This window comes from Klebsiella sp. 141203 (assembly GCF_032601985.1).
Classification (GTDB): Bacteria; Pseudomonadota; Gammaproteobacteria; order Enterobacterales; family Enterobacteriaceae; genus Klebsiella; species Klebsiella aerogenes.
Map to the genome: position 1 here is coordinate 581,936 of NZ_JAQIRL010000003.1, position 26,892 is coordinate 608,827.

The 26,892-nt window shown below is 54.8% G+C and carries 18 protein-coding genes; 10 read left to right on the forward strand and 8 right to left on the reverse strand.

Going from position 1 to position 26,892, the window contains the following annotated elements:
* Nucleotides 1-231 precede the first annotated feature (231 nt).
* Nucleotides 232-2,982 (reverse strand): two-component sensor histidine kinase BarA, encoded by a 2,751-nt coding sequence (gene barA, locus PGR29_RS15340; RefSeq protein ID WP_213793481.1) that lies wholly within the window; start codon nucleotides 2,980-2,982, stop codon nucleotides 232-234.
* 110 nt (nucleotides 2,983-3,092) lie between these two features.
* Here barA and rlmD point away from each other — a divergent pair, with 110 nt between their 5' ends.
* From rlmD to eno, 5 genes are all read left to right on the forward strand, one after another.
* Nucleotides 3,093-4,397: a 23S rRNA (uracil(1939)-C(5))-methyltransferase RlmD gene (gene rlmD / locus PGR29_RS15345; protein ID WP_316424797.1), complete on the forward strand. Its 1,305-nt coding sequence runs from the start codon at nucleotides 3,093-3,095 to the stop codon at nucleotides 4,395-4,397.
* Nucleotides 4,398-4,518: 121 nt separating this feature from the next.
* Entirely contained in the window at nucleotides 4,519-6,756 is a 2,238-nt protein-coding gene (gene relA / locus PGR29_RS15350; protein WP_316424798.1) for a GTP diphosphokinase, read from the forward strand.
* 110 nt (nucleotides 6,757-6,866) lie between these two features.
* Complete coding sequence (gene mazG, locus PGR29_RS15355) at nucleotides 6,867-7,658, forward strand: nucleoside triphosphate pyrophosphohydrolase (RefSeq protein ID WP_015703306.1); 792 nt, start codon at nucleotides 6,867-6,869, stop codon at nucleotides 7,656-7,658.
* 279 nt (nucleotides 7,659-7,937) lie between these two features.
* The gene (gene pyrG / locus PGR29_RS15360) at nucleotides 7,938-9,575 is read left to right on the forward strand and encodes a glutamine hydrolyzing CTP synthase (protein ID WP_015703305.1); all 1,638 of its coding nucleotides are present in this window, start codon (nucleotides 7,938-7,940) and stop codon (nucleotides 9,573-9,575) included.
* A gap of 80 nt (nucleotides 9,576-9,655) precedes the next feature.
* Nucleotides 9,656-10,954: a phosphopyruvate hydratase gene (eno, locus tag PGR29_RS15365; RefSeq protein ID WP_015369968.1), complete on the forward strand. Its 1,299-nt coding sequence runs from the start codon at nucleotides 9,656-9,658 to the stop codon at nucleotides 10,952-10,954.
* 67 nt (nucleotides 10,955-11,021) lie between these two features.
* On the opposite strand, the gene PGR29_RS15370 is transcribed toward eno, so the two are convergent.
* Complete coding sequence (locus tag PGR29_RS15370) at nucleotides 11,022-12,131, reverse strand: SDR family oxidoreductase (protein WP_113372946.1); 1,110 nt, start codon at nucleotides 12,129-12,131, stop codon at nucleotides 11,022-11,024.
* Nucleotides 12,132-12,645: 514 nt separating this feature from the next.
* Here PGR29_RS15370 and queE point away from each other — a divergent pair.
* Nucleotides 12,646-13,317, forward strand: coding sequence for a 7-carboxy-7-deazaguanine synthase QueE (queE, locus tag PGR29_RS15375; RefSeq protein WP_087858621.1), 672 nt, complete (start codon nucleotides 12,646-12,648; stop codon nucleotides 13,315-13,317).
* Nucleotides 13,318-13,507: 190 nt separating this feature from the next.
* Entirely contained in the window at nucleotides 13,508-14,296 is a 789-nt protein-coding gene (locus PGR29_RS15380) for an SDR family oxidoreductase (RefSeq protein ID WP_087858593.1), read from the forward strand.
* 67 nt (nucleotides 14,297-14,363) lie between these two features.
* Here PGR29_RS15380 and queD read toward each other — a convergent pair whose 3' ends face one another.
* The gene (gene queD, locus PGR29_RS15385) at nucleotides 14,364-14,729 is read right to left on the reverse strand and encodes a 6-carboxytetrahydropterin synthase QueD (RefSeq protein ID WP_015369973.1); all 366 of its coding nucleotides are present in this window, start codon (nucleotides 14,727-14,729) and stop codon (nucleotides 14,364-14,366) included.
* A gap of 317 nt (nucleotides 14,730-15,046) precedes the next feature.
* Here queD and cysJ point away from each other — a divergent pair, with 317 nt between their 5' ends.
* From cysJ to cysH, 3 genes are all read left to right on the forward strand, one after another.
* Nucleotides 15,047-16,846: an NADPH-dependent assimilatory sulfite reductase flavoprotein subunit gene (gene cysJ / locus PGR29_RS15390; protein WP_113372945.1), complete on the forward strand. Its 1,800-nt coding sequence runs from the start codon at nucleotides 15,047-15,049 to the stop codon at nucleotides 16,844-16,846.
* On the forward strand, nucleotides 16,846-18,558 hold the full coding sequence (gene cysI, locus PGR29_RS15395) for an assimilatory sulfite reductase (NADPH) hemoprotein subunit (RefSeq protein WP_271032870.1): 1,713 nt from the start codon (nucleotides 16,846-16,848) through the stop codon (nucleotides 18,556-18,558). Before cysJ ends, cysI begins: the two co-directional genes overlap by 1 nt.
* A 101-nt stretch (nucleotides 18,559-18,659) precedes the next feature.
* Entirely contained in the window at nucleotides 18,660-19,394 is a 735-nt protein-coding gene (cysH, locus tag PGR29_RS15400) for a phosphoadenosine phosphosulfate reductase (protein ID WP_032709016.1), read from the forward strand.
* Between the two features lie 40 nt (nucleotides 19,395-19,434).
* Here the strand turns inward: cysH and PGR29_RS15405 are convergent, their stop codons facing one another.
* The 5 genes from PGR29_RS15405 to PGR29_RS15425 form a co-directional block, all read right to left on the reverse strand.
* Nucleotides 19,435-21,051 (reverse strand): hypothetical protein, encoded by a 1,617-nt coding sequence (locus tag PGR29_RS15405; RefSeq protein ID WP_410477033.1) that lies wholly within the window; start codon nucleotides 21,049-21,051, stop codon nucleotides 19,435-19,437.
* A gap of 57 nt (nucleotides 21,052-21,108) precedes the next feature.
* A complete protein-coding gene (locus tag PGR29_RS15410; RefSeq protein ID WP_316424802.1) occupies nucleotides 21,109-22,794 on the reverse strand; it encodes a hypothetical protein in 1,686 nt (561 codons plus the stop codon).
* Nucleotides 22,795-22,831: 37 nt separating this feature from the next.
* Nucleotides 22,832-23,536 carry a fimbria/pilus periplasmic chaperone gene (locus PGR29_RS15415; RefSeq protein ID WP_271032873.1) on the reverse strand — a complete coding sequence of 235 codons (705 nt, stop codon included), beginning with the start codon at nucleotides 23,534-23,536 and terminating at the stop codon, nucleotides 22,832-22,834.
* A gap of 80 nt (nucleotides 23,537-23,616) precedes the next feature.
* Nucleotides 23,617-26,154, reverse strand: coding sequence for a fimbrial biogenesis outer membrane usher protein (locus tag PGR29_RS15420; protein WP_316424803.1), 2,538 nt, complete (start codon nucleotides 26,152-26,154; stop codon nucleotides 23,617-23,619).
* Between the two features lie 23 nt (nucleotides 26,155-26,177).
* Nucleotides 26,178-26,846: a hypothetical protein gene (locus tag PGR29_RS15425; protein ID WP_316424804.1), complete on the reverse strand. Its 669-nt coding sequence runs from the start codon at nucleotides 26,844-26,846 to the stop codon at nucleotides 26,178-26,180.
* Nucleotides 26,847-26,892 lie beyond the last annotated feature (46 nt).

Below are 26,892 nucleotides of genomic sequence, written 5' to 3' on the forward strand. Positions count from 1 at the left end.
CCGGGCTCTGGCCGCCAAATCGCCACTTCGTGGTACCTTCGACTTATCCCGGCAGGCCGCACGGACCGTAGGCCGGATAAGGCGCAGCCGCCATCCGGCGCAAAAGCGGCGCCTTATCCGCGGATATTGCCCGGCGGCGCTGCGCTTGCGCGGGCCTTCAGATCCAGTGCAATGGGTGGGCCCAGTGCCATAGGTAGCCCGGATAAGGCGCGCAGCGCCGCTATCCGGGGTTTACACTCCCATCTTGCACGCTTCGCGGGCGACGTTATCCATCTCGTCTAACAGTTCCAGCAGTTCCGGCTCCAGCTCTTCCGGCGCGGTACCGGCGCGCAACTGGCTTTCAAGGGTATGGCACAGTTTTTTCAGCCGCGGTACGCCGCTGTAGCTGCAGCTACCGTGCAGCTTATGGATTAAATCCAGCAGACCTTCCGGCGTCTCGCCAACCAGCTGTTCTTCAACTTTATTGCGCACCTCCGGCATAAAGGCGAGCAGCATTTGCAGCATCTCCCGAGCGAGGTCTGGTTTCATGGCCGCCTGACGCAGCGCCAGCTGCCAGTTGAGCGTGACGTTATGATCGATAACCGGCTCCACCGGTTCAGCGATTTGCGGGGCGGCGACGTGCATGCCGGGCTGATAGCGCAACAGCAGGGTGCTGAGCTTATCTTCTTCAATCGGCTTCGCCAGATAATCGTTCATCCCGGCGGCCAGCAGTTTCTCGCGTTGCCCCTCAAGGGCATGAGCGGTCACCGCGATCACTGGAGTCTGCTGCTGATGCGGGAGCTGGCGGATCAATTCGCAGGCGCGAATACCGTCCATATCCGGCATTTGAATATCCATCAGAATGAGATCCAATTGCGACTGTTTGGCCTGCTCTACGGCATCCTGGCCGCTATCGCACAGAATGACATGCTGCACCAGATCGTCCAGCAGCGCGCCAATAAGCTTAAGGTTGGCCGGGTTATCATCTACCGCCATTACCGTCATCGCCAGTTTATCGCTATCGATATAGGGCTGTGGCACCGGCGGCTGCGCGCGGCAAGAGGCCATCAGCACCGGGAAAAGCCGCGTGGAGGTCAATGGTTTAAGCAGGCAGGCGGTAACACCGTTTCTTTTCAGCTCTTCGGCGCTAACCTGCGCGTGGCACGGTAGCCCTAGCACCAGGGTATCGGATAGCGAGCAGGCGCGGACCAGCTTATCCCGCTGGTTGCTGAGATCGCGCATCGACACCGGAATACCGGCCAGTAAAATATCGTAGTGCGCATCCGGCAGCGCTGATAGCGTCGGGCTGTAGACCACTTCCAGCGGCGTGGTCGCCAGCAGTTCCATCGTGCTTTGCGCGGCGGTAGCATTGGCTTCAATGTAGGCCAGCTTCTTGCCCGCCAGGCAATGGGTATCGAAACCGTCAGTAATGGCGTTCGGATTCAGGTCAAGACTGATATGGAACCAGAAGGTGGAACCGCGGTTCGGCTGACTATGGAATGAGATATCGCCGCCCATCTCTTTGACCAGACGCTGGGTGATAACCAGCCCCAGGCCGGTGCCGCCGTGGCGGCGCGAGATACTGGCATCGGCCTGGCGGAAGGCCTGGAACAACCGCGACTGATCGCGTTCCGGAATGCCGATACCGGTATCATGGATCTGTACTTCAATTTGTACTCTGGAATTGCTTATCGCCCGCTGTTCAACCAGCACATCAATATTGCCGTGCTCGGTGAATTTAATCGCGTTACCCACCAGATTTGTGATCACCTGCTGCAGGCGCAGCGGATCGCCAATCACATTATCCGGGACATCATTTTTGATGTTGAGGGTGAGCTCAAGGCCTTTATCGTGCGCCGAGTGCGCCAGCAAGGTCACCACTTCATCCAGGGTATTGCGCAGCAGGAAAGGAATGCTTTCCAGAATCAGCTTGCCCGCTTCGAGCTTGGAGAAATCCAGCACGTCATTGATGATGGCCAGCAGATTATTCGCCGAACGTTCGATGGTGGTCAGGTGGTCGCGCTGGGTAGCGTTGAGATCGGTTTTCAGCGTCAGGCGGGTAAAGCCAATGACGCCGTTAAGCGGGGTTCGTAGCTCGTGCGACATATTGGCAAGGAACTCTGACTTGATGCGCGCGGCCTCCTGGGCGCGCTTTTTCGCCAGATCCAGCTCGACGTTCTGAATCTCCATCTGCTCCAGCGTTTCGCGCAGATCCGAAGTCGCCTGATCGACATTGTGCTGCATCTCCTCGTGGTATGCCGCAAGCGACATCGCCATCGAGTTAATGCCGTTTTTCAGCATATCCAACTCGCCGAGCATAAAACCTTCAACGCGGCTATCCAACTGGCCGCGGCGGATGCGGTCAACGGTGTTGACCATATTACGAATCGGCCCGGTCACGTCGCGCATCAGGCGCCAGCCGAAAATCAGCGCAATGCCGATACAAAACAGCATCATGACGCTTGAGATAAATATCTCTTTGTACTGCTGCAGGCGCACAGATTTAAGGTCGAGCTCCAGCGCCACATAGCCAAGCATGTTGCCCGGCATTTTAGCATCGCTTTCCGGCGACTCATCGGGCAGATAGCTTTCTGACACAATAGGCGTGCGCAGCACCATAATATCGCCGTGGCGGGTGACGCTCAGGCGGCGAGGGAAGGGCGCGCCGCGCGGGAGCTGTATTTCTCGCGGATCGAGCTGGAAGTTAGAGGTAACGAACAGCCGGTTTTTAGCATCATAAATGGAAATGGCCCGCACAATATCGGAATGGCGGCGGTGAAGCACGCTGATAAGTTGGCCGATCGCCTCGCGATTTTGCAAATTCATACCGTATTCGCTGGATACCGCCAGCGGTTCAATAATACTGGCGCCGGCATCTTCCAGCTGCCGCTGCAGGTCGTTATAGCGGTGGGCGACGAAGAAAATACTGAGCAGCAAACCAATCAAAACGGTCGGCGCCAGAATAAGAATCATCATGCGAGCACGTAGGCTGTAGTTGGTCATGCGGTTCCATTATGGGAGAATATACATATCAACCTTCAGACGGCTTCTGCATTGGTAGCCCGAATGATTTCATGTATAGAGTCAGTATATTTTTGAGATAATCCTCTACGATGGCGCAATTCTACTCTGCAAAACGGCGTGTGACGACGCGCCAGATCATAACCGTGACGGTAAATGACCTTGATCCCTTTGGCCAGGGCGTAGCCCGTCATCAGGGTAAGGCGCTGTTTGTCCCCGGCCTGTTGCCGCAAGAGCAGGCGGAAGTCGTGCTGGTAGAGGATAAAAAACAGTATGCCCGCGCTCAGGTTAAACGCCGCCTGAACGACAGTCCACAGCGCGTCGCGCCGCGCTGTCCGCATTTCGGCGTCTGCGGCGGATGTCAGCAGCAACATGCGAGCATTGAACTACAGCAGCAAAGCAAGCGCGCCGCGCTCTCCCGCCTGATGAAACGTGACGTTGACGACATTATAGCCGCTGAACCCTGGGGCTACCGTCGTCGGGCGCGTTTGAGCTTGAATTATCAGCCAAAGACCCAACAACTGCAGATGGGTTTTCGCAAGGCCAATTCCAGCGAAATCATCGATGTGGTGCAGTGCCCTGTTTTGGTGCCCCAACTTGAGGCGTTGTTACCCGCGGTGCGCGAGTGTTTAACCAGCCTGCAATCACAACGTCAACTTGGCCACGTTGAACTGGTGCAGGCGGACAATGGACCGCTGATGGTTTTACGCCATACCGCCGCGCTGACGGCGGCGGATAAAGAAAAACTGGAACGTTTTTCGCAAACTCACGGTCTATCCCTGTACCTCGCGCCGCAAAGCGAGATACTTGAACATATTCGCGGCGATAAACCCTGGTACACGTCAGACGGACTACGCTTAGTGTTCAGTCCGCGCGATTTTATCCAGGTCAACGATGGCGTAAACCAGAAGATGGTGCGTACGGCGCTGGCCTGGTTAGATATTCAGCCGCAGGACCGCGTTCTGGATCTGTTTTGCGGTATGGGCAATTTCACCCTGCCGTTGGCCAAAGCGGCGGCGAGCGTGGTGGGCGTCGAAGGCGTGCCCGCGCTGGTGGCGAAGGGACGAGAAAATGCCGCCCTCAATGGGTTGCAGAACGTGACTTTCTTTCATGAAAACCTGGAAGAGGATGTCACCCGGCAGGCCTGGGCGAAGCATGGCTTTGATAAAATTCTGCTCGACCCGGCAAGAGCCGGCGCGCCGGGCGTGATGGCGCATATTATCAAGCTGGCTCCGCGGCGGGTGGTCTATGTTTCATGTAACCCGGCGACGCTGGCGCGCGATAGTGAGGCGTTGCTTCAGGCAGGATATCATATTCAACGTCTGGCGATGCTGGACATGTTCCCGCACACCGGGCACCTGGAATCGATAGTATTGTTTGAACGCGAGCTTACATAAAATTGTTCAGCCCGCATCGAGGCGACAGTGAAGATGCCTGATGGCGGTGTGGACTGAAGGATGACGGGTTTAAAATATGGCTTGCTGACTTCGGTAGGCTGAGTCCCTTAAGGAGAGGACAATGGTTGCGGTAAGAAGTGCACATCTTAATAAAGCTGGTGAGTTTGACCCGAAGAAATGGATCGCGAGTCTGGGGATTTCCAGCCAGCAGTCGTGTGAGCGCTTAGCCGAGACCTGGGATTATTGTCGCATAACAACGCAGGGACACCCGCAGGCAGATCTCCTGTTATGGCGTGGCGTGGAGATGGTAGAAATTCTCTCCATGCTCAATATGGATATCGATACCTTGCGGGCCGCTTTACTGTTTCCGCTGGCGGACGGCAATGTTGTCAGCGAAGAGGTCCTGCAAGAGAGCGTCGGCAAATCCGTCGTTACCCTGATTCACGGCGTGCGTGATATGGCGGCGATTCGCCAGCTCAAAGCCACCCACACCGATACCGTCTCCTCAGAACAGGTCGACAATATTCGCCGCATGCTGCTGGCGATGGTCGATGATTTCCGCTGCGTGGTCATCAAGCTTGCGGAACGTATCGCTCACCTGCGCGAGGTAAAAGATGAACCCGAAGATGAGCGCGTACTGGCCGCAAAAGAGTGTACCAATATCTATGCGCCGCTGGCGAACCGCTTAGGAATAGGTCAACTGAAGTGGGAGCTGGAAGACTATTGCTTCCGTTATCTGCATCCAGCCGAATACAAGCGCATTGCTAAGTTGCTGCACGAACGCCGTATCGACCGCGAACATTACATCGATGAGTTTGTCGGCCATCTGCGTTCAGAAATGAAAACCGAAGGCGTAAAAGCTGAGGTGTATGGGCGTCCGAAGCATATCTATAGCATCTGGCGCAAAATGCAGAAGAAGCATCTCGCTTTTGATGAACTGTTTGACGTGCGCGCGGTTCGTATCGTCGCCGAACGTTTACAGGATTGCTACGCGGCGCTGGGGATCGTGCATACTCACTATCGTCATCTGCCTGACGAATTTGATGATTACGTCGCCAACCCGAAGCCGAACGGCTACCAGTCTATTCATACCGTGGTGCTCGGGCCAGGCGGGAAAACGGTCGAGATCCAAATTCGCACCAAACAGATGCATGAAGATGCCGAGCTCGGCGTGGCGGCGCACTGGAAGTATAAAGAGGGCGCCAGCGCCGGGGCGAGCGGCGGTCGCGGCCATGAAGACCGTATCGCCTGGCTGCGTAAGCTGATCGCCTGGCAGGAAGAGATGGCCGACTCCGGCGAAATGCTCGACGAAGTGCGCAGCCAGGTCTTTGACGACCGGGTCTATGTGTTTACGCCGAAGGGTGACGTGGTTGACCTGCCGGCGGGCTCAACTCCGCTCGACTTTGCCTACCATATCCATAGCGATGTCGGGCACCGCTGCATCGGCGCCAAAATCGGCGGACGCATTGTGCCGTTCACCTATCAGCTGCAGATGGGCGATCAGATTGAGATAATCACCCAGAAGCAACCGAACCCAAGCCGCGACTGGCTGAACCCGAACCTCGGCTATGTAACCACCAGCCGCGGGCGCTCAAAAATTCACGCCTGGTTCCGTAAACAGGATCGCGACAAGAACATTCTCGCCGGGCGGCAGATCCTTGACGATGAGCTCGAGCATCTGGGCATCAGCCTGAAGGATGCCGAGAAACATCTGCTGCCGCGCTACAACTTTAATGAACTGGATGAACTGCTGGCGGCCATCGGCGGCGGGGACATTCGCCTTAATCAGATGGTCAACTTCCTGCAGGCGCAGTTCAACAAACCGAGCGCCGCCGAGCAGGATGCGGCCGCGCTGAAGCAGCTGCAGCAGAAAACCTATACCCCGCAGAACCGCAGCAAAGACAATGGCCGGGTGGTGGTTGAGGGCGTTGGCAATCTGATGCATCACATTGCCCGCTGCTGCCAGCCGATTCCCGGTGACGAAATCGTCGGCTTTATCACCCAGGGGCGCGGGATTTCAGTACACCGCGCCGACTGCGATCAGCTGGCTGTGCTGCAGTCTCACGCGCCGGAACGTATCGTTGATGCGGTATGGGGCGAGAGCTATTCGGCGGGATATTCGCTGGTGGTGCGCGTGGTCGCCAACGACCGCAGCGGCCTGCTGCGCGACATTACCACTATTCTTGCCAACGAGAAGGTGAACGTGCTGGGCGTGGCCAGCCGCAGCGATACCAAACAGCAGCTGGCGACCATCGATATGACCATTGAAATCTACAACCTGCAGGTGTTGGGCCGGGTGCTCGGCAAGCTGAACCAGGTGCCGGATGTCATCGACGCGCGTCGTCTGCACGGCGGTTAATTCGTCCGTAGTCCGGATAAGGCGAAGCCGCCATCCGGCAATTTCGTAACGTCGGATAAGGTATCAATGCCTTATCCGGCCTACCTTTTTTAAATTTCCAGGATTGTCACATGACTCAAATTGACCGCTTGCTCGGCATCATGCGCCGCCTGCGCGACCCGGAAAACGGCTGCCCGTGGGATAAAGAACAGACCTTTGCCACTATTGCCCCTTACACCCTTGAAGAGACCTATGAAGTGCTGGACGCCATTGCGCGCGAAGATTTTGACGATCTGCGCGGCGAGCTTGGCGATCTGTTATTCCAGGTGGTGTTCTATGCGCAGATGGCGCAGGAAGAAGGGCGTTTTGATTTCAACGATATCTGCGCCGCCATCAGCGACAAACTGGAACGTCGTCATCCGCATATCTTTGGCGATGCTTCAGCCGGGAACAGTGCGGAAGTGCTGGCGCGCTGGGAGCAGATCAAGAGCGCGGAGCGAGCGGAAAAGGCGCAACACTCGGCGCTGGATGATATTCCGCATAGCCTGCCGGCGCTGATGCGCGCGCATAAAATTCAGCGTCGCTGCTCGGCGGTGGGCTTTGACTGGACCTCGCTTGGCCCGGTGCTCGATAAAGTGCATGAAGAGATAGATGAAGTCATGCATGAAGCGCAGCAGGCGGTGGTTGATGAAGCTAAACTTGAGGAAGAAGTGGGCGATTTGCTGTTCGCCACGGTGAATTTGTCCCGTCATTTAGGGGTTAAAGCCGAGGTCGCATTGCAGAAAGCGAACCTTAAATTTGAGCGCCGCTTTCGCGAAGTTGAGCGTATTGTCGCCGCCAGAGGTCTGGAAATGACCGGCGTTGACCTCGAAACCATGGAAGAAGTGTGGCAGGAAGTAAAACGCCAGGAAACTGATCTCTAACGAGTTTTCGTGATCAAGCGCTATTTGTGTGATTTTATAAATAACAAGCGCTTGATTTACGTCAAAAACATTTCGCCAAAAGCGGCTATTTTCTCATTCCGTTATGTTGTTGAAACACCATGTAGCCTGCCTCTTCGAGTTGTTCGAGTCGCAACGCAGGTGCGGCTGGTAGAAAGAAGAGGAGGGGAGAATGAAAGTTTGTGGCGTCACGCATGTTCGGGTATACTACTTTCCCGTCCTGGTTATTCCATCGTTTTACCCTAACTTCTCAGGTTCAGCATGACAACGAACTATATTTTTGTGACCGGCGGGGTCGTATCCTCTCTGGGTAAAGGCATTGCCGCAGCTTCCCTGGCAGCCATTCTTGAAGCCCGTGGGCTCAACGTAACTATCATGAAACTGGATCCGTACATCAACGTCGATCCGGGCACCATGAGCCCAATCCAGCACGGGGAAGTGTTCGTTACTGAAGACGGCGCTGAAACCGATCTGGACCTGGGTCACTACGAGCGTTTCATCCGTACCAAGATGACTCGCCGCAACAACTTCACTACCGGTCGTATCTACTCCGACGTTCTGCGTAAAGAGCGCCGTGGCGACTATCTCGGCGCAACCGTACAGGTTATCCCGCACATCACCAACGCCATCAAAGAGCGCGTACTGGCTGGCGGCGAAGGCCATGACGTGGTGCTGGTTGAAATCGGCGGTACCGTAGGCGATATCGAATCCCTGCCGTTCCTCGAAGCTATTCGCCAGATGGCGGTAGAAATCGGCCGTGAGCATACCCTGTTCATGCACTTGACCCTGGTGCCATACATGGCGGCAGCGGGTGAAGTCAAAACTAAACCGACTCAGCACTCTGTAAAAGAGCTGCTCTCCATCGGTATCCAGCCTGATATCCTGATTTGCCGCTCCGATCGCGCGGTTCCGGCCAACGAACGTGCAAAAATTGCATTGTTCTGTAACGTCCCGGAAAAGGCTGTGATTTCTCTGAAAGATGTCGATTCCATTTATAAAATTCCAGGCCTGTTGAAATCTCAGGGGCTGGACGATTATATTTGTAAACGATTCAGCTTAACTTGTCCGGAAGCAAACCTGGCCGAATGGGAACAGGTAATCTATGAAGAAGCTAATCCGGCAGGCGAAGTCACCATTGGTATGGTCGGTAAGTACATTGAACTGCCGGATGCCTACAAATCGGTGATTGAAGCGCTGAAACACGGTGGTCTGAAAAACCGCGTGACCGTCAACATCAAGCTTATTGATTCGCAGGATGTTGAAACGCGCGGCGTCGAAATCCTCAAAGATTTGGACGCGATCCTCATCCCGGGCGGCTTCGGCTACCGCGGCGTTGAAGGCAAGATCGCCACCGCGCGCTATGCGCGTGAGAACAATATTCCATATCTGGGCATCTGCCTGGGTATGCAGGTTGCGCTGATTGAGTTCGCGCGCAACGTAGCGGGCATGGAAAACGCCAACTCTACGGAATTTGTGCCAGACTGTAAGTACCCGGTGGTGGCGCTGATTACCGAATGGCGTGACGAAGAAGGCAACGTTGAGGTGCGTTCCGAGAAGAGCGACCTCGGCGGCACCATGCGCCTTGGCGCGCAGCAGTGCCAGCTGGGTGATGATTCTCTGGTTCGCCAGCTGTACGGCGAGCCGACAATCACCGAGCGCCATCGTCACCGCTACGAAGTCAACAACATGTTGTTGAAACCGATTGAAGCTGCCGGCCTGCGCGTTGCGGGCCGTTCCGGGGATGATCAGTTGGTCGAGATCATCGAAGTGCCGAACCATCCGTGGTTTGTGGCCTGCCAGTTCCACCCGGAGTTTACTTCGACGCCGCGTGACGGCCACCCGCTGTTTGCAGGCTTTGTGAAAGCCGCGAGCGAGTACCAGAAGCGTCAGGCGAAGTAAAAGAGTTAGAACGGCAATGCACCCAATTGGGTGCATTGTTTGTCTGGAGTTTTAGTTTAACTTGTACTGAGGAAAACCTAATGTCCAAAATCGTTAAAGTCATCGGTCGTGAAATCATCGACTCCCGTGGTAACCCGACTGTTGAAGCCGAAGTACACCTGGAAGGTGGTTTCGTCGGTATGGCAGCTGCTCCGTCAGGTGCTTCTACTGGTTCCCGCGAAGCGCTGGAACTGCGCGATGGCGACAAATCCCGTTTCCTGGGTAAAGGCGTAACCAAAGCTGTTGCTGCGGTAAACGGCCCGATCGCTCAGGCAGTCCTGGGTAAAGATGCTAAAGATCAAGCTGGCATCGATAAGATCATGATCGACCTGGACGGTACTGAAAACAAATCCAACTTCGGTGCGAACGCAATCCTGGCGGTATCCCTGGCGAACGCCAAAGCAGCTGCTGCTTCTAAAGGCCAGCCGCTGTTCGAACACATTGCTGAACTGAACGGCACTCCGGGCAAATACTCTATGCCGGTTCCGATGATGAACATCATCAACGGCGGTGAGCACGCTGACAACAACGTCGACATCCAGGAATTCATGATTCAGCCGGTTGGCGCGCCGACTCTGAAAGAAGCCGTACGTATGGGTTCTGAAGTGTTCCATCACCTGGCGAAAGTTCTGAAGTCCAAAGGCATGAACACTGCAGTTGGTGACGAAGGCGGCTACGCGCCGAACCTGGGTTCCAACGCTGAAGCGCTGGCTGTTATCGCTGAAGCGGTTAAAGCAGCAGGCTACGAACTGGGCAAAGACATCACTCTCGCGATGGACTGCGCAGCTTCTGAATTCTACAAAGACGGTAAATACGTTCTGGCTGGCGAAGGCAACAAAGCTTTCACCTCTGAAGAATTCACCCACTTCCTGGAAGAACTGACCAAACAGTACCCGATCGTGTCCATCGAAGATGGTCTTGACGAGTCTGACTGGGACGGTTTCGCATACCAGACCAAAGTACTGGGCGACAAAATCCAGCTGGTTGGTGACGATCTGTTCGTAACCAACACCAAGATCCTAAAAGAAGGCATCGAAAAAGGCATCGCTAACTCCATCCTGATCAAATTCAACCAGATCGGTTCTCTGACCGAAACTCTGGCTGCAATCAAGATGGCGAAAGACGCTGGCTACACCGCTGTCATCTCTCACCGTTCTGGCGAAACTGAAGACGCTACCATCGCTGACCTGGCTGTTGGTACCGCTGCAGGCCAGATCAAAACTGGTTCTATGAGCCGTTCTGACCGCGTTGCTAAATACAACCAGCTGATTCGTATCGAAGAAGCTCTGGGTGAAAAAGCGCCGTACAACGGTCGTAAAGAGATCAAAGGCCAGGCGTAATCCTGACTTTTTGTGAAATAAAAATGCCAGTCTGCGGACTGGCATTTTTTTTACCTGCGCATCGTGTTTACTTAAAATCGACGGCCATTTGCTGCGGGATAGAAAGCCCGCGGGTGGTTTGTACGCAGCGGTCGATATAATCGGTGAAACGCGGCGGTTTGGGCATGCCCATGCTGAGCAGTTTATCATTGCTGAAGCGGACGTTAAGCGTCGCAAAGGCGCCATACAGGCGCATCGCTTTAAGCATTAAGCGCTCGTTGCACGGGCCAAAAATATCCTTCAATTCGCGGCGCATTTTTACCAGCGTCTCATAGCTGACCTGCGCGTATCGGTCGCCTACCGGGGCTTGCTCCAGCGCCGAGGCCATCGCGCGATCGATTTCCGCAAACTTGACGCTATTCTCTTCACCGGCGGAGATATGCACCACTTCACCGCGCGCCAGCGGGCGTTGTAATAACATCAGCAGCGCGTCGGCACAGTAGTCGACCGGGATGACGTCAACGCGGTCTTCCATTGAACAAAGGAATTTTTGCAGCATCAGCCCCATGCTGAACACCCAAAAAATGCTGCTGGAGGGCTGGCAGCCGTGATGAGTATGACCAACGACGATAGAAGGGCGGGCGATGATTAACGGCAACGTCGGACACTGCTCCTGCATCAGGCGCTCAATGGTCGATTTGGAGTGCGTATACTCCACCAGATGCTCGGCGTGCTCGCGGAATTCAGCGCTTTCTGCGACCAGTGAATCTGGCTCCGGGGTACAGGACATCGCGGTCCCGACGTGGAGAAAACGCTGTAGTCCTGCCACGCGGGACATTCGTTGAGCAAATTTGAACGTTCCTTCGACATTCACCTTCCAGATGAGCGGGTTATTGCCAAATGAGGCAACGGCAGCGCTGTTGATAACGTGAGTAACCCGCTCCAGACGGGGGTCGTCCAGAAATGCCTCCGGGGATGACAAATCGCCGAGCAGGATCTGCCGGGTGGTTAATGCGGCCAGCTTCTCCTCTGCAATATTGAATTTACGCAGGTTTTCCTTCACCCGGGTCAGAGCCGCTTCATCGTTATTGGCTCGCACCAGGAGCAGTAGATTAATCCCATTTTCATTATTAAGGATATTCTCTAATACCGCTCCGCCCAGAAATCCGGTAACGCCTGTAATTAATAATGTATTCATGAATGCAGTCTCTCATGGTTGGTCGACTGGATTCTAGGCGCGGAAAATTAAACGGAGATTAAATAAAAACAGGCGGCAATAATCGGTTTCTTAAGCTTATTTTAAGCTATGGAAATCAAGTGAATTGAATTTGACCCTGAGCGTAGATAAAAGATTCATTGTTTCATGTATCGGTTTGTACATCTTTGATTAATAGTTTCTTTTTATTCGTTTGAGCAGCAATAAATAACGACCGTTACGGTCATGAAAAACATTCTTTGTTACATCTTTATCCGCGAGAAGATACGTCGCAAGAAAGTTATCAATGCGCGGCTTAATGACTGGACGCGATGCATGCTAAAATAATACTCAATGTATCGTAAATACATTTTGTGCTTATTTCATAGTTTGCTAACTAATATAAAAAGAGGGCTTGCACCCGGCTGACAATGGGCTCTGGTAAGCGCAGCTGAGGACAAGACCTGAGCGCCTGAATCTGCGATAATACCTTTTTACCACCTGAACAGAGATGACTATGCAGTACCCGATTAACGAGATGTTCCAGACCTTGCAAGGCGAGGGTTACTTTACCGGCGTGCCTGCCATTTTTATTCGTTTGCAGGGATGCCCGGTTGGTTGCGCTTGGTGCGATACCAAACATACCTGGGATAAGCTGGCCGATCGGGAAGTGTCTCTATTTAGTATCCTCGCTAAAACCAAAGAGAGCGATAAATGGGGCCCGGCGACCAGCGACGATCTGCTGGCGATCATTGGCCGTCAGGGGTGGACCGCCCGACATGTCGTGATTACCGGCGGCGAGCCCTGTATTCACGATCTCACGCCGTTGACAGAGTTGCTTGAGCAAAATGGTTTCAGCTGTCAGATTGAAACCAGCGGCACCCATGAAGTCCGCTGCAGCCACAATACCTGGGTCACGGTTTCGCCAAAAGTGAACATGCGCGGCGGCTACGATGTGCTGTCGCAGGCGCTGCAGCGTGCTGATGAAATCAAGCATCCGGTTGGCCGCGTGCGTGATATCGAAGCGCTTGATGAGCTGCTGGAAACGCTGGCTGATGAAAAGCCGCGAATTATTGCATTACAGCCGATTAGCCAAAAGGAAGACGCCACGCGGCTGTGCATTGAGACCTGTATCGCCCGAAACTGGCGGTTATCCATGCAGACGCATAAATATCTGAACATCGCCTGACCCCCGCTTTCTTTGCCGGGTAGGGTGCTCACCGCCCGGCAGCTCTCTTCTTCATATATGAATTCATCTTAACCCTCGACTTCAGCATGGTGTTGAGATACGCGCCAATGACAGCAATGCTATCATTGGCGCGTTAATTCAGCCGCCTGAGGCGGGCGGCTGATACGTTGACTTAAGGAACGAGTTAACCATGCAGCTAATTGATCCACCCACGGCCTTCTCTATGGACTTCTTCTCGCTCAAAGGGAAAACCGCTATCGTTACCGGCGGCAATAGCGGCCTGGGGCAGGCCTTTGCCGTCGCCCTGGCGACCGCCGGCGCGAATCTGTTTATTCCTGCTCTGCGCGAAGAACACGCTCAAACCCGAGAACTTATCGAACAGCAGGGCGTTGAGATGGAATTCATGCTGGCGGATATCACCGATGGCGGTATGCCACAGCGTATTATCGCCGCCTGCTGCGAGCGTTTCGGTACCGTTGATGTTTTGGTGAATAATGCCGGTATTTGCCAGTTGAATAAGGTGCTGCGCTTTGGTCGCACAGACTGGGATCCGATGATCGAGACTAACCTGACGGCAGCGTTTGAGCTTAGCCACGAAGCCGCGAAAATTATGGTTCCGCGGCGAAGCGGTAAGATTATTAATATCTGCTCGGTGTTTTCTTATCTCGGCGGCAGCTGGTCGCCGGCCTATGCCGCCACCAAGCATGCGCTGGCTGGCTTAACCAAAGCCTACTGCGATGAGCTGGGCCCGCATAATATTCAGGTTAACGGCATCGCGCCGGGCTATTATGAAACCGCCATGACCGCTATCACCCGCAGTATCCCAAAGGAAAACAGACGCGTGTTGGCGCATATACCCGCAGGCCGTTGGGGAGAAGCGCAGGATTTAATGGGCGCCGTTGTTTTCCTCGCCAGCCGGGCCTCGGATTACGTTAACGGTCATATTCTGGCGGTGGATGGCGGCTATCTGGTGCGCTGATTCACACGGTGTTGGATGAAATAGAAAACCGCCATGGCAGCAGCCCGATGGCGGATAAGGCAGGGAATTACTCGCCGCGATAGACGCAGCCTGCGGTGCAGGTCTCTTTTACCATTACCGCGCTCAGCAGAGGAACCAGCGGTTTCATTTGATCCCAAATCCATTTGGCCAGCACTTCGCTGGTTGGGTTCTCCAGTCCTGGGATATCGTTCAGGTAATAGTGGTCTAAACGATCGTAGGTCGGTTTAAACGCGGCTTTCAGCTCGGCGAAATCCATGATCCACCCGGTATGGGGATCGACTTCACCAGTAATCTCCAGACGCACCATAAAAGAGTGACCATGCAGGCGACCGCATTTGTGGCCTTTCGGTACGTGCGGCAGGTGGTGGGCGGCTTCGAAGGTGAAATCTTTAAACAGCGTGGTGGACATCATTAACTCTCAACAGGACGAAAAAAACCGCCGTAGGGTACCGGAAAGTACATTTTTTAGCATTAACTAAAACGGCCCTGAACGCAAAATCGCCGTTTTTGTGGTGTTTTGATGATTTAATCTATTGTTTTTCAATTGGTTAACTAATCGCTTTTGTTGTTAATAACTATAACTAAAACAGGTTAGTCCATTTGGTTATTTGATATTTCCATCCCTTCTTTAATTGTTAGTATGCCCGCCGTTAACCTTACAATCTCTTCTGTTTTTGTCGCGCTGACAGGGCGTGAATAACAGCTTTGCTTACTGGAACATAACGACGCATGACGACACAGGCCCCACCTTCCAATCTGCTGCCGCTAAACCCGGAGCAACTGGCGCGCCTACAGGCGGCCACGACTGACTTTACGCCAACCCAACTGGCTTGGGTGTCCGGCTACTTCTGGGGCATGCTGAATCAGCAGCCCGGCGCCGCGGTAAGCGCGCCCGTTCAGGCGGTAGAAGCGCCGGCCATCACCCTGATTTCCGCTTCGCAGACCGGCAACGCGCGTCGGGTTGCCGAAGCGCTGCGCGACGATTTACAGGCCGCGCAGCTGAACGTGAAACTGGTGAACGCTGGCGACTATAAATTCAAACAAATCGCCGGTGAAAAACTGCTGGTCGTGGTGACGTCGACTCAGGGTGAAGGTGAGCCGCCGGAAGAAGCCGTCGCATTGCATAAGTTCCTGTTTTCAAAGAAAGCGCCGAAGCTCGATGGCACCGCCTTCGCGGTGTTTGGTCTCGGCGATACCTCCTATGAGTTTTTCTGCCAGTCCGGCAAAGATTTCGATAGCAAACTGGCCGAACTGGGCGGCGAACGTCTGCTCGATCGCGTTGACGCCGACGTTGAATATCAAGCCGCGGCGGCGGAATGGCGCGCTCGCGTAGTGGATGTGCTGAAAGCGCGCGCGCCGACGGCTGCGCCGGCCCAGCTTGCGACCAGCGGCGCCGTGAATGAAATTCATACCAGTCCGTATACCAAAGAAGCGCCGCTGACGGCGACGCTTGCTGTGAATCAGAAAATAACCGGTCGCGACTCGGAAAAAGATGTCCGTCATATCGAGATCGATCTGGGTGATTCCGGTCTGCGTTATCAGCCGGGAGATGCGCTAGGCGTGTGGTATCAGAACGATCCGGCGCTGGTCAAAGAGCTGGTGGAGCTGCTGTGGCTTAAGGGTGATGAACCGGTCACGGTAGAAGGCAAAACGCTGCCGCTGGCGCAAGCGCTGGAGTGGCATTTCGAGCTGACGGTCAACACCGCCAATATTGTTGAGAACTATGCCACCCTGACCCGCAGCGAAACGCTGCTGCCGCTGGTCGGCGATAAAGCGCAGTTGCAGCACTACGCCGCGACGACGCCTATCGTCGATATGGTGCGCTTCTCGCCGGCACAGTTGGATGCCGAAGCCTTAATCGGCCTGCTGCGCCCGCTAACGCCGCGCCTCTACTCGATTGCTTCTTCGCAGGCGGAAGCGGAAAACGAAGTCCACGTCACCGTTGGCGTTGTGCGTTATGACATTGAAGGCCGTGCTCGCGCCGGCGGTGCGTCCAGCTTCCTCGCTGACCGCGTGGAAGAAGATGGCGAAGTGCGCATCTTTATCGAACACAATGACAACTTCCGTCTGCCTGCTAACCCGCAAACGCCGGTTATCATGATTGGCCCTGGAACCGGTATCGCGCCGTTCCGCGCCTTTATGCAGCAGCGCGCGGCGGAAGGGGCGGAAGGGAAGAACTGGTTGTTCTTCGGCAATCCGCACTTCACGGAAGATTTCCTTTATCAGGTGGAATGGCAGAGCTACGTCAAAGAGGGCGTGCTGAGCCGAATCGACCTGGCCTGGTCTCGCGATCAACAACAAAAAGTCTATGTACAGGACAAACTGCGCGAGCAGGGGGCTGAAGTGTGGCGTTGGATTAACGACGGCGCCCATATTTATGTCTGCGGCGATGCCAATCGAATGGCGAAAGACGTCGAGCAGGCGTTACTGGAAGTGATTGCCGAATACGGCGCGATGGACGCCGAAGCGGCGGACGAATTTTTAAGTGAGCTGCGCGTTGAGCGCCGTTATCAGCGAGATGTCTACTAATGAGCGAAAAACATCCTGGCCCGCTGGTGGTCGAAGGTAAACTCTCCGACGCCGAGCGTATGAAGATCGAGAGCAACTACCTGCGCGGCACCATTGCGGAAGATTTAAATGACGGCCTGACCGGCGGTTTTAAAGGCGACAACTTCCTGCTCATCCGCTTTCACGGCATGTACCAGCAGGACGACCGCGATATTCGCGCGGAACGCGCGGCGCAGAAACTGGAGCCGCGCCACGCGATGCTGCTGCGCTGCCGTCTGCCGGGCGGCGTTATCACCACCAAACAGTGGCAGGCGATTGATAAATTCGCGGCGGATAACACCATCTACGGCAGTATTCGCCTCACTAACCGTCAGACCTTCCAGTTCCACGGTATTCTGAAGAAGAATGTGAAGCCGGTGCATCAGATGCTGCACTCTGTTGGGCTGGACGCGCTGGCGACCGCCAACGACATGAACCGCAACGTGCTGTGCACCTCGAACCCGTTTGAGTCGCAGCTGCACGCCGAAGCCTACGAGTGGGCGAAGAAGATCTCTGAGCATCTGTTACCGCGTACCCGCGCCTATGCTGAGATCTGGTTGGATCAGGAAAAGGTCGCCACTACCGACGAGGAACCGATCCTCGGCCAGACCTATCTGCCGCGTAAATTCAAAACGACGGTGGTGATCCCGCCGCAGAACGATATCGATCTGCACGCCAATGACATGAACTTCGTGGCGATTGCGGAAAACGGTAAGCTGGTCGGCTTTAACCTGCTGGTGGGCGGCGGTTTGTCTATCGAGCACGGTAATAAGAAAACCTATGCGCGTACCGCCAGCGAGTTTGGCTATCTGCCGCTGGAGCATACCCTGGCAGTGGCGGAAGCGGTCGTGACCACCCAGCGCGACTGGGGTAATCGTACCGATCGTAAAAACGCGAAAACCAAATATACCCTTGAGCGCGTCGGCGTGGAGACCTTCAAGGCGGAAGTTGAGCGTCGTGCCGGGATCAAATTCGAACCGATTCGTCCGTACGAGTTTACCGGCCGCGGCGACCGCATCGGCTGGGTTAAGGGTATCGATAATAACTGGCACCTGACGCTGTTTATTGAGAACGGCCGTATTCTGGATTATCCGAGCCGCCCGCTAAAAACTGGCCTGCTGGAGATCGCGAAGATTCACAAAGGTGAATTCCGCATTACCGCCAACCAGAACCTGATCATCGCCAGCGTACCGGAAGATCAGAAAGCGCGGATTGAGAAACTGGCGCGCGATCATGGCCTGATGAATGCCGTCACGGCGCAGCGTGAGAACTCAATGGCCTGCGTGTCGTTCCCGACCTGTCCGTTAGCGATGGCCGAAGCCGAACGTTTCCTGCCGTCATTTATCGACAAGGTCGAAGAGGTGATGAGTAAGCACGGCGTCGGTGATGAGCATATTGTAACCCGCGTCACGGGTTGCCCGAACGGCTGCGGCCGCGCGATGCTGGCGGAAGTTGGCCTGGTGGGTAAAGCGCCTGGCCGCTATAACCTGCATATCGGCGGCAACCGCAGCGGGACGCGCATCCCACGGATGTATCGCGAAAATATCACCGAGCCGGAGATCCTGGCCTCGCTCGATGAGCTGGTTGGGCGCTGGGCGAAAGAGCGCGAAGCGGGTGAAGGCTTCGGCGACTTTACGGTGCGTGCGGGCATCATTCGTCCGGTGCTCGACCCGGCGCGTGATTTCTGGGAATAACCTGAATTGCCGGATAGCGGCATGAATGCCTTATCCGGCCTACCGTTCGCGTAGGCCTGATAAGCGAAGCGCCATCAGGCAAGGCACACAGTGAGGAATCTATGTCCAAACTCGATCTAAACGCGCTGAATGAGCTACCGAAAGTAGAACGCGTCATGGCGCTGGCGGAAGTTAACACTCAGCTGGAAAAACTCAGCGCCGAAGAACGCGTGGCATGGGCGCTGGAAAACCTGCCCGGCGACTATGCGCTCTCTTCAAGCTTTGGTATTCAGGCGGCGGTCAGCCTGCATCTGGTGAACCAGCTGCGCCCGGACATTCCGGTGATCCTGACCGATACCGGCTATCTGTTCCCGGAAACCTATCAGTTTATTGATGAATTAACCGAGAAGCTCAACCTGAACCTTAAAGTCTACCGGGCGACGGAAAGCGCCGCCTGGCAGGAAGCGCGTTACGGCAAACTGTGGGAGCAGGGCGTTGAAGGCATTGAGAAGTACAATGAAATCAACAAAGTTGAGCCGATGAACCGGGCGCTGAAGGAGCTCAATACCCGCACCTGGTTCGCGGGCCTGCGCCGCGAGCAGTCCGGCAGCCGGGCGCATTTACCGGTACTGGCTATCCAGCGCGGCGTCTTTAAGCTGCTGCCGATTATCGACTGGGATAACCGGACGGTTTATCAGTATCTGCAAAAGCACGGCCTGAAATACCACCCGCTCTGGGAGCAGGGGTATTTGTCCGTCGGTGACACTCACACCACCCGTAAATGGGAACCCGGTATGGCGGAAGAAGAGACCCGCTTCTTTGGCCTCAAGCGCGAGTGCGGATTACACGAAGGCTAAGTGTTATGTGGCAGACTTGGCGGCGAAAGCCGCCAAAGGCTTAATTTATATCGCGCCACGTGGCCTGAACGTAGATCTCTCCGGAAGCGCTGACATCACCGTACCACTCATTGTTATCCAGCGTTTTCAGCGAAATTTCATCGTTCATCGGAATAGAAAATTTCACCGTAGCTTTGTCCATCGTCCCTGCCTCGCCGGAGATATCGGTCCACGCTGAGGTTATCCATAGCGCATCGGTCATATCGCGCCAGCTGCCGTCGCAGCCCGCGTCATAGGTCTTGATGCTGCCATCCTGTTTGCTGAAGGAAAGCGTAGCCGGGAAGGGCACTTTAATGCTGCCGTCGTCGGCGCTGAAGATGCAGTAGGCGCGGCCGTTAATTTGCTGCGTCGGGCCGGTGGCTTTAATCAGTACCTCATCGGCGGCGGTTTTACCGGTAGTAGTGACAATGTAGTTAAAATCTAATGAGGGTTCGTCCTCGCCAACGTAACCAGCAAGCGAAGGGGCGTCGCTATAGTCTTTAGCGGTAATGCTAATACTGAAATCGCGCGGCTTAATTAACAGTGAATTAGACGTGGTAAATTCATACATCCTACTGATTGTAGGAGTGCCGTTCGGCCTTTCGATGCGTAAATTCAACAAATCTTTGCTATCGGTGTCAGTAATGCCTGCCTCCACCATTTTTTTAAATAATCTTTCGGAAAAAAAGAAATAAATCGCGCTGGACGACGTCAGTTCCCCTAGTGTGTAGCTCTGTACGCTCGAATTGCTCACCGGTTTCCACGTACTGCCGTCAAGACTAAACTGCATATCATACGATCCCTGCGAAGGAACCATCGCCGCCAGCGCACTATTAAGGATCATCGGATAAACCAGAACGCTTTGCGCCCCGCCACCGCCGTCCAGACTATAAGAGACCATCTTGCAGGCCAATCCTGAATGGGCGCCTACGGTTTGCAATTTGCAGTTGGTATTTCCTTCGGCGGGCGTGGGTACGCCATCGCTATTGATAAAGACTTCATCAACAGAATTGGTGTTAATAAGCGTAAGGTGAGCGCTTTTAGTAATAGTTACAGTGCCAGAGCTATAGAAAGGGGCTACCCGGGAACAGCGCCAGGTGCTCGTCGGGTCGTAGGTTGTGCTTGTCGCACAGGTATACATCACCATTGAAAAGCTGCTGCCGGTTGGCATTTGCTGCATATACTGGTAAAAAGCCTCTGATAAGGTCCCTCTGAGGTTTGTATCCACTTTGGCACCGTAAATACCGTTCTTCTCCACAACAGCTCCGGGTAGGGTCGAGGTGCTTTCATCACAACCGCTTCTGGCTGACGGCCCATATGAATCACAACTTTGTCCTGCCATCAGATAGGAAATTGGCGGGTTATCCAGCCATAAATCTCCCTCGGTTTGTGTAGCAAAATATTGGTTGTCTGAAATATATCCGAGGGAAGTTTGATATCCTGCCGAGCGCAAACGCATGCTGCCCCAGCGGTTGGAGCCGGAAATAACAACTTCGCTACCGGTGTAAGTAATAAAAAAGCTACTGTCGATATTATTTTCAACGAATAACGTCGTTTGCTGCGTATCAGCCATAGCCGATGGCGCGACGTGAAATAACGCGCCGGCCAGCCCCAAAATGCCCCAGTGGTTTATTTTCATGGTAATTCTCTGTTTACCAATTTTTAGCGTGATTCCAGGTCTGAATCAGCCCGGAGGTTAATTAATATCGCGCCACGTGGCCTGCACGTGAATTTCTCCTGAGGCGCTGACGTCGCCGTACCACTCGTTGTTATCCAGCGTTTTCTGCGAAATATCATCATTCATGGGAATCGAAAATTTCACCGTGGCTTTATCCATGACGCCGGGTTCGCCGGAGATATCGGTCCATGCCGAAGTGAGCCACAGCGCGTCGGTCATATCGCGCCAGCTGCCGTCGCAGCCCGCGTCATAGGTCTTGATGCTGCCATCCTGTTTGGTGAAGGAGAGCGTGGCCGGGAAGGGAACCTTGATGGTGCTGTCGTCGGCGCTGAAGATACAGTAGGCGCGGCCGTTAATTTGCTGCGTCGGGCCGGTGGCTTTAATCAGCACCTCGTCGGCGGCGGTCTTACCGCTGGTGGTGACGATATAGTTAAAGTCGAGCGAGGGTTCATCACGGCCAACGTAGCCTTCGCGCGTTGGGGCGTCGCTGTAGTCTTCAGAGGAGATATTGATGCTGAATTCGCGGGGTTTTATCTCCAGTGAATTGGAGGAGTTGAAGTCGAAGGCTTTTCCCGCTTCCATGTAGGAATTTTGGATACTCATAATGCGAAAATAGAGCATATCGTGGCTATTAATATCGCTGATACCAGAGGCAACCATCTGCTTGAAAAACGTCTGCGAAAAGAATACGTAGATTGTGCCGGAAGAGGCCATTTCATTGAGGGTGTAAAAGTAAGCCGAGTTTGAAAAATAGATCCCTTTCGTCGGGCGGGTGGTATCTACGGCTTTCCAGCTATTGCCATCAAGGCTGAATTGCATATCGCCTACCGCCGTTGATGTTTGCAATGCCAGATTATTAATCACCGGAGCGATACGAATTTTATCCCCTGAACCGGTACTCTGCAGGCTGTAGTTCACCATCTTACAGGCAAGACCGTTTTTACCGTTGACGGTTTGCACCCAGCAGTTGGTATTACCTTCGCCGGGGGTGGGAACGCCATCGCTGTTGATGAAGACTTCATCCATGGCGTTGGTATTAATTAACCGCAGGTGCCCGCTTTTAGTGTAGGTCACATCCGTTGCGTACCAGGTGGCGTCGCTCTGATCCGTGCAGCGTTCGCCCTTACTGGCATCATATTCATGATACGATGAAGCACACTCATTGATTGTCACGGTAAAGCTGCTGTTTACTCCCATCTGCTGCAGGTGAGAATAAAACGCATCCGACATGGCGCCATCAAAGGCATAATTCCAACTTCCCTTTCTCCCCTCTGCGCCATAAAACCCCCGAGCATCCGTTACCTGCCCCTGGAGCACGGAAATGCTTTCACAACCATTAAACCAGAACGAGCAAATGAAACCCTGCAGTGGATAGGCTACCGGCGAGTTATCCAGCCACATATCGCTTAAAACTGACAGCGCTGGATCCAATTTATTATTGGTACTGATATAGCCCAATGAATCCTGGAGAGATACATCGCCGCCGTTATCGTAATTCAGGGTATTGATATAGTGGTTGGTGCCGCCGATTACTGCCTCTCCCGTTCCATCAGGAGACACAAAAAAACCGCCATCGATCTGGTCTTCAATGTAGACAAAACCGTTGGACTTCGCCCCCTGGACAACTTTCGTCGCCGCCCCCGCCTGCGCTACGTACAGCGCCGCGACCAGCGCCATTAACCCTGCTAATCCTTTAATTTTCATACTGGCCTCCTGCCATGTCGATCACCGCGCCGGTATTTCACTTCAGCGGGCAGTCGTCGGTTATTTTGATAAATTTTTCGTTATAGACGATATAGTGGTTGCCCGGCTGGCGCAGCCCCTGCTGGCGGACGACATCGCCAGGGCGCAGATACCAGGCGTCCCCTTCTTCTTCCGTGGTGTTGCATCCCGGCTTAATCAGCAGCTTGAACCAGGTATTGCCGGTATTGCTGAGGGTGCCACTCGCCCGGTCGAGGGTCCATTTGAAGTTCGCTTCGCGCGGGCGCACCACCAGGATAGTGTCCATTACCACAACCGGCTCCATGCTGACGCCGGCACCCGATGCCTTACGCGCCACGTGGTTAAAGGAGGGAACTTCGCGGAACATGACCCGGTAATAACGTTCGCGGTTATCCTTCGGGCCGTGGTAGTAAAATTTGAAATATTCGCCTTCTCCGGCCTGCAGGGTTATTTGCCGCGGGGCGAACAGCAGCTCGCCGTCCGCCGGGCGGGAGCGCACCTCTTTGCCGCCGGGGCGGTCGATGGCGCTCACCGACACCTGGTACAGGCGCGCGCTTTTGTTGTTGTTCAGCACCCGCTTGGCGGCAAACGCCGCCTCCGGGGAGAGGGAGAAGGTCAGATTACCGACCGACATCGCCTGCGCGGCCAGCGGCAGACCCAGCGCCAGCATGCAAATTGCCGCCCGCAGGCGGCTAATTACTGTCGCGCCACGTCGTTTGTACATGAATTTCTCCTGAGACGCTTACGTCGCCGTACCACACGCTGTTATCCAGCGTGTTCTGCGAAATTAACCCTAACAACCCGTTAGCTTTCATGACCATCTTCCTTCCCCTGCACGCCCGCATAGCTCTGCAGGCCGCTGCACACCACGTCGCCAACCCATACCGCGCCGCGCGCCTGGTTCAGATCCAGCGCCACTTCGCAGCTCTGTCCTTTGCCGTAGTTGAAGTCGATGACCGGGAATTTTTTATCAACATCCATCACAAACTCGCCGTTATCGTCGGTGCGGGTACGCCCGATATGGTTGCTGATGTGGGCATTCGCCAGCAGGCTGCCGTCCTCGGCGCGGATGCGCCCGGACACCGTGACCATCTGCTTCACTTCCGGCTCCAGCACCGCCACGTTGCCCGGATAGAGCGTGAGGCGGCTTTTACGTCCGCTGACGATGTCGTAGCTGTCCAGCGAGTTTTTGCTGTTCTGCAGTTCCACTTCATAACGGTTGTACGGCGACAGCGGCAGATAGTTGCGATTGCCGGAGAGCTGCACGATGCGGCCATTAACCTTGGCGCTCAGCTGACCGTCATCCTCCAGACCGGTATGGAAAATCACCCCGGCGTTGCCGTCGGTGCGGCCGCTGGCGGCGATATGTTTTCCCTGCCAGCCGACGCTGCCGCTGGCGCTCAGGTTGGTATTCACATAGCCATCGGCGCCGCTGTTGACGTTCAGCGTGCCGTTGGCATAGCGGGTTTCGAACTGCGCATAGGCGCCGCCGCTGAGGGTTTTGTCATCGCCGGTATTGCCGGAAACCGCCCGCGACATATTGGCGCCGATGGTACGAATTGGGCCTTCTTTAAAGCGCTTACGCGCGGAGAGGTTAGCCGTTGAATAGCCGTTCTGGTGCGACATACCGGCGCTGAGCCAGTTGCCGAGCGGCAGCGACAGGTCAAGGGCGATATATTTCCCGGTATCGCTGCCGCTATTGCTGCTGCTTCCCGAGTTGTTAAAACGCTGGATCCCGGCGCGCAGACCCAGAGAGCCGAATGACCCGCTATAGATAGTCTGATAGTAATCCGCGGTATAGTAGTGGCTGTTGTTTTCTCGGTCGTCGTTGTAGCTGATGCTGAAAGTACCCAGTTTTGACCACAGCGAACCAAGGTTTAACGAGCCGCCAATGGCCCGGTTATCGGCATCGCTACGGCGCAGCGTGTCGCCAATCGAGGTTTTCTCCTGGTTAACCCATACGGAGCTGAAACCGCCCGGCAGCGTAGCGCTTACGCTGCTGATGGTGCTCCATGAGCCGTCGCTGGCCGCCATATTTTGCAAATTGACGTTAATGGCGTTGGTTAGCGGCAGGGTAAAGCGCGCTTCGGCCACCGCGCTGGTGTCGTAGCCATAACCGGTCGCGGACCAGCTGAGGGTGCTGATAGCGCCGGAGGAAGACACGCCAGCCAGCCAGGTATCTTTCGCCTCTTGTGTTTTTCTGCCGCTTTGCGACCAGCGGTCCATATGGAAGCTGCCGCCCCATACCTGCCAGGCCAGCGGCGCGCCCGCGCCGCGCCCGCGGGAGAACAATTTGTTGACTCGCTGCGTGCGTTTGCTGACCGAGCGGCCGTTAATGATGACTTCAACTTCAATATCGTAGATCCCGTAGGGCAGCCCGCGGGTATCGACTTCGTGGTTACCCATCGCGAAGTTCTGCACGCTGAGCAGTCGTCCATCGCGCTTCAGGTGTACTTCACCGGCGGCGGATAAAAAGGCGACAATCGGGGTGACCGACTGGCTGTTATCAAATACCGTAGAGCTGGCCTGGTTCCCCCAGGAGGCGCCATATATTTTACCCGCGGAAATGGCGGTCATTGGGCCGAGCGACTGTAAATTCCAGGTGTCGAGCATACCGCCGGCAAAACGGTGGCCAGCGAAATCTCGCTCGTACATTGCTTTATACAACTGCTGATTCTGATTGCTGGTCCCGGCGCCGTATATCGAACCGTCCAGTACCAGATGGTGTTCGCGCAATGCGATAACGTTGTTCAATGACAGATAGCTGGAGGTGCTGTCGCCGCCGCTGCTCATCTGGTTGTTGTAGACCCCGAGGTTGTAGGTGAGGCTACTGCTCAGGCCTTCCACGCTGGACTGGCCGATATCTTCGCTACGCGAGCGCAGCACGGTGCCAAGCGCCCCTTTTTTAACCACCAACTGCAGCAGTAGCCTGCGCAGGTCGAACTGAAGCTTAGCGTCGGCGGACAGCGGGATGCTCAGCGATTTGTTAAAGGGTTCATCCGCCATTTGCGTCAGCGTTTGCCTGATCTGATCGCTGACGGTGGCGTTTTGCTCTTTATCTTCCAGACGGATTTGTCGTAGGCGCACCTTACCGTTATCCAGCCAGATAAAAGCGCTACCGATGCGCTGGTCGTCCTGCGTTCCACTATTGCCTTCGAAGTGAATAAACAGCGGCAGGCTCATGCCGTCTTGCAGCGCCACGCGAAACGTTTGGGGAATAATAACGCCGCCAATCTGCGATATTTTTTCTGCGTCAGCCATAACGAAACAGGGAGACGAAAACACGACAATTCCGGACGTGATTAATACACGACGTCCATGACGATTCCATAATGAGGACATATCCCTATCCCATGGTTATTAATCTATTTTACCGGTACAAACTGCTCGCCCTGCCACAGCGCGACTCGCCCTTTTTTATCTGCGACATTCACGCGGGTGAAGTGGCGGTCTTTGCCCGGCATCAGGAAATAGCTCTCTTTGCATTCCTTACCGTCGGCGGCTTTCAGGCAGGGGCCGTAGGCCAGGATGCGCAACGTGGCGTTACCGGTATTGGTCATTAAGCCGTTGTTATACTGATAGCGGAAGTTCACCTTGCGCGGCGCGACGACCAGAATGGTGCCGATGCGGGCGGAAGCCGTGGCTACTGCATTGCGCCGGGCGCCGGTTTTTTGCGCGTCGCCCAGGGCCTGATCGAACCAGACGATGCGGTAATAGCGCTCCTGGTCATCGGCAGGGCCTTTATAGAAAAAGCGGATTTGTTCGCTGCTCTTTGCCGGCATCAGCAGGCTGGCGGGAGTTTGTAGCACTTCATCTCGCGATGACATTGGGATCACGCGGCCATCTTCCAGCGGGGAGGAGAGGCGTTCAAGCTGAATCGTAATCAGGCGACCGCTATCGGTCGTATTCTTAACTTCTTTACTTAGCGTACTGCTGCCGCTGTTCATAAAAGAGGAAATATCCCCCACGTCCAGCGCACTGGCGGGAGCGATCCCGCTTAAAAACAGACAGACTGCCAGAAGACGATATTTCATATGATTTCATCCATGAAAAAGCAGGGGAGCGACCCCTGCTTGATGC

Bases quoted from the DNA above. Each gene is read 5' to 3' on its own strand.
- barA (WP_213793481.1), bottom strand. From the start codon at position 2,982: ATGACCAACTACAGCCTACGTGCTCGCATGATGATTCTTATTCTGGCG.
- rlmD (WP_316424797.1), top strand. From the start codon at position 3,093: ATGGCGCAATTCTACTCTGCAAAACGGCGTGTGACGACGCGCCAGATC.
- relA (WP_316424798.1), top strand. From the start codon at position 4,519: ATGGTTGCGGTAAGAAGTGCACATCTTAATAAAGCTGGTGAGTTTGAC.
- mazG (WP_015703306.1), top strand. From the start codon at position 6,867: ATGACTCAAATTGACCGCTTGCTCGGCATCATGCGCCGCCTGCGCGAC.
- pyrG (WP_015703305.1), top strand. From the start codon at position 7,938: ATGACAACGAACTATATTTTTGTGACCGGCGGGGTCGTATCCTCTCTG.
- eno (WP_015369968.1), top strand. From the start codon at position 9,656: ATGTCCAAAATCGTTAAAGTCATCGGTCGTGAAATCATCGACTCCCGT.
- PGR29_RS15370 (WP_113372946.1), bottom strand. From the start codon at position 12,131: ATGAATACATTATTAATTACAGGCGTTACCGGATTTCTGGGCGGAGCG.
- queE (WP_087858621.1), top strand. From the start codon at position 12,646: ATGCAGTACCCGATTAACGAGATGTTCCAGACCTTGCAAGGCGAGGGT.
- PGR29_RS15380 (WP_087858593.1), top strand. From the start codon at position 13,508: ATGCAGCTAATTGATCCACCCACGGCCTTCTCTATGGACTTCTTCTCG.
- queD (WP_015369973.1), bottom strand. From the start codon at position 14,729: ATGATGTCCACCACGCTGTTTAAAGATTTCACCTTCGAAGCCGCCCAC.
- cysJ (WP_113372945.1), top strand. From the start codon at position 15,047: ATGACGACACAGGCCCCACCTTCCAATCTGCTGCCGCTAAACCCGGAG.
- cysI (WP_271032870.1), top strand. From the start codon at position 16,846: ATGAGCGAAAAACATCCTGGCCCGCTGGTGGTCGAAGGTAAACTCTCC.
- cysH (WP_032709016.1), top strand. From the start codon at position 18,660: ATGTCCAAACTCGATCTAAACGCGCTGAATGAGCTACCGAAAGTAGAA.
- PGR29_RS15405 (WP_410477033.1), bottom strand. From the start codon at position 21,051: ATGAAAATAAACCACTGGGGCATTTTGGGGCTGGCCGGCGCGTTATTT.
- PGR29_RS15410 (WP_316424802.1), bottom strand. From the start codon at position 22,794: ATGAAAATTAAAGGATTAGCAGGGTTAATGGCGCTGGTCGCGGCGCTG.
- PGR29_RS15415 (WP_271032873.1), bottom strand. From the start codon at position 23,536: ATGTACAAACGACGTGGCGCGACAGTAATTAGCCGCCTGCGGGCGGCA.
- PGR29_RS15420 (WP_316424803.1), bottom strand. From the start codon at position 26,154: ATGTCCTCATTATGGAATCGTCATGGACGTCGTGTATTAATCACGTCC.
- PGR29_RS15425 (WP_316424804.1), bottom strand. From the start codon at position 26,846: ATGAAATATCGTCTTCTGGCAGTCTGTCTGTTTTTAAGCGGGATCGCT.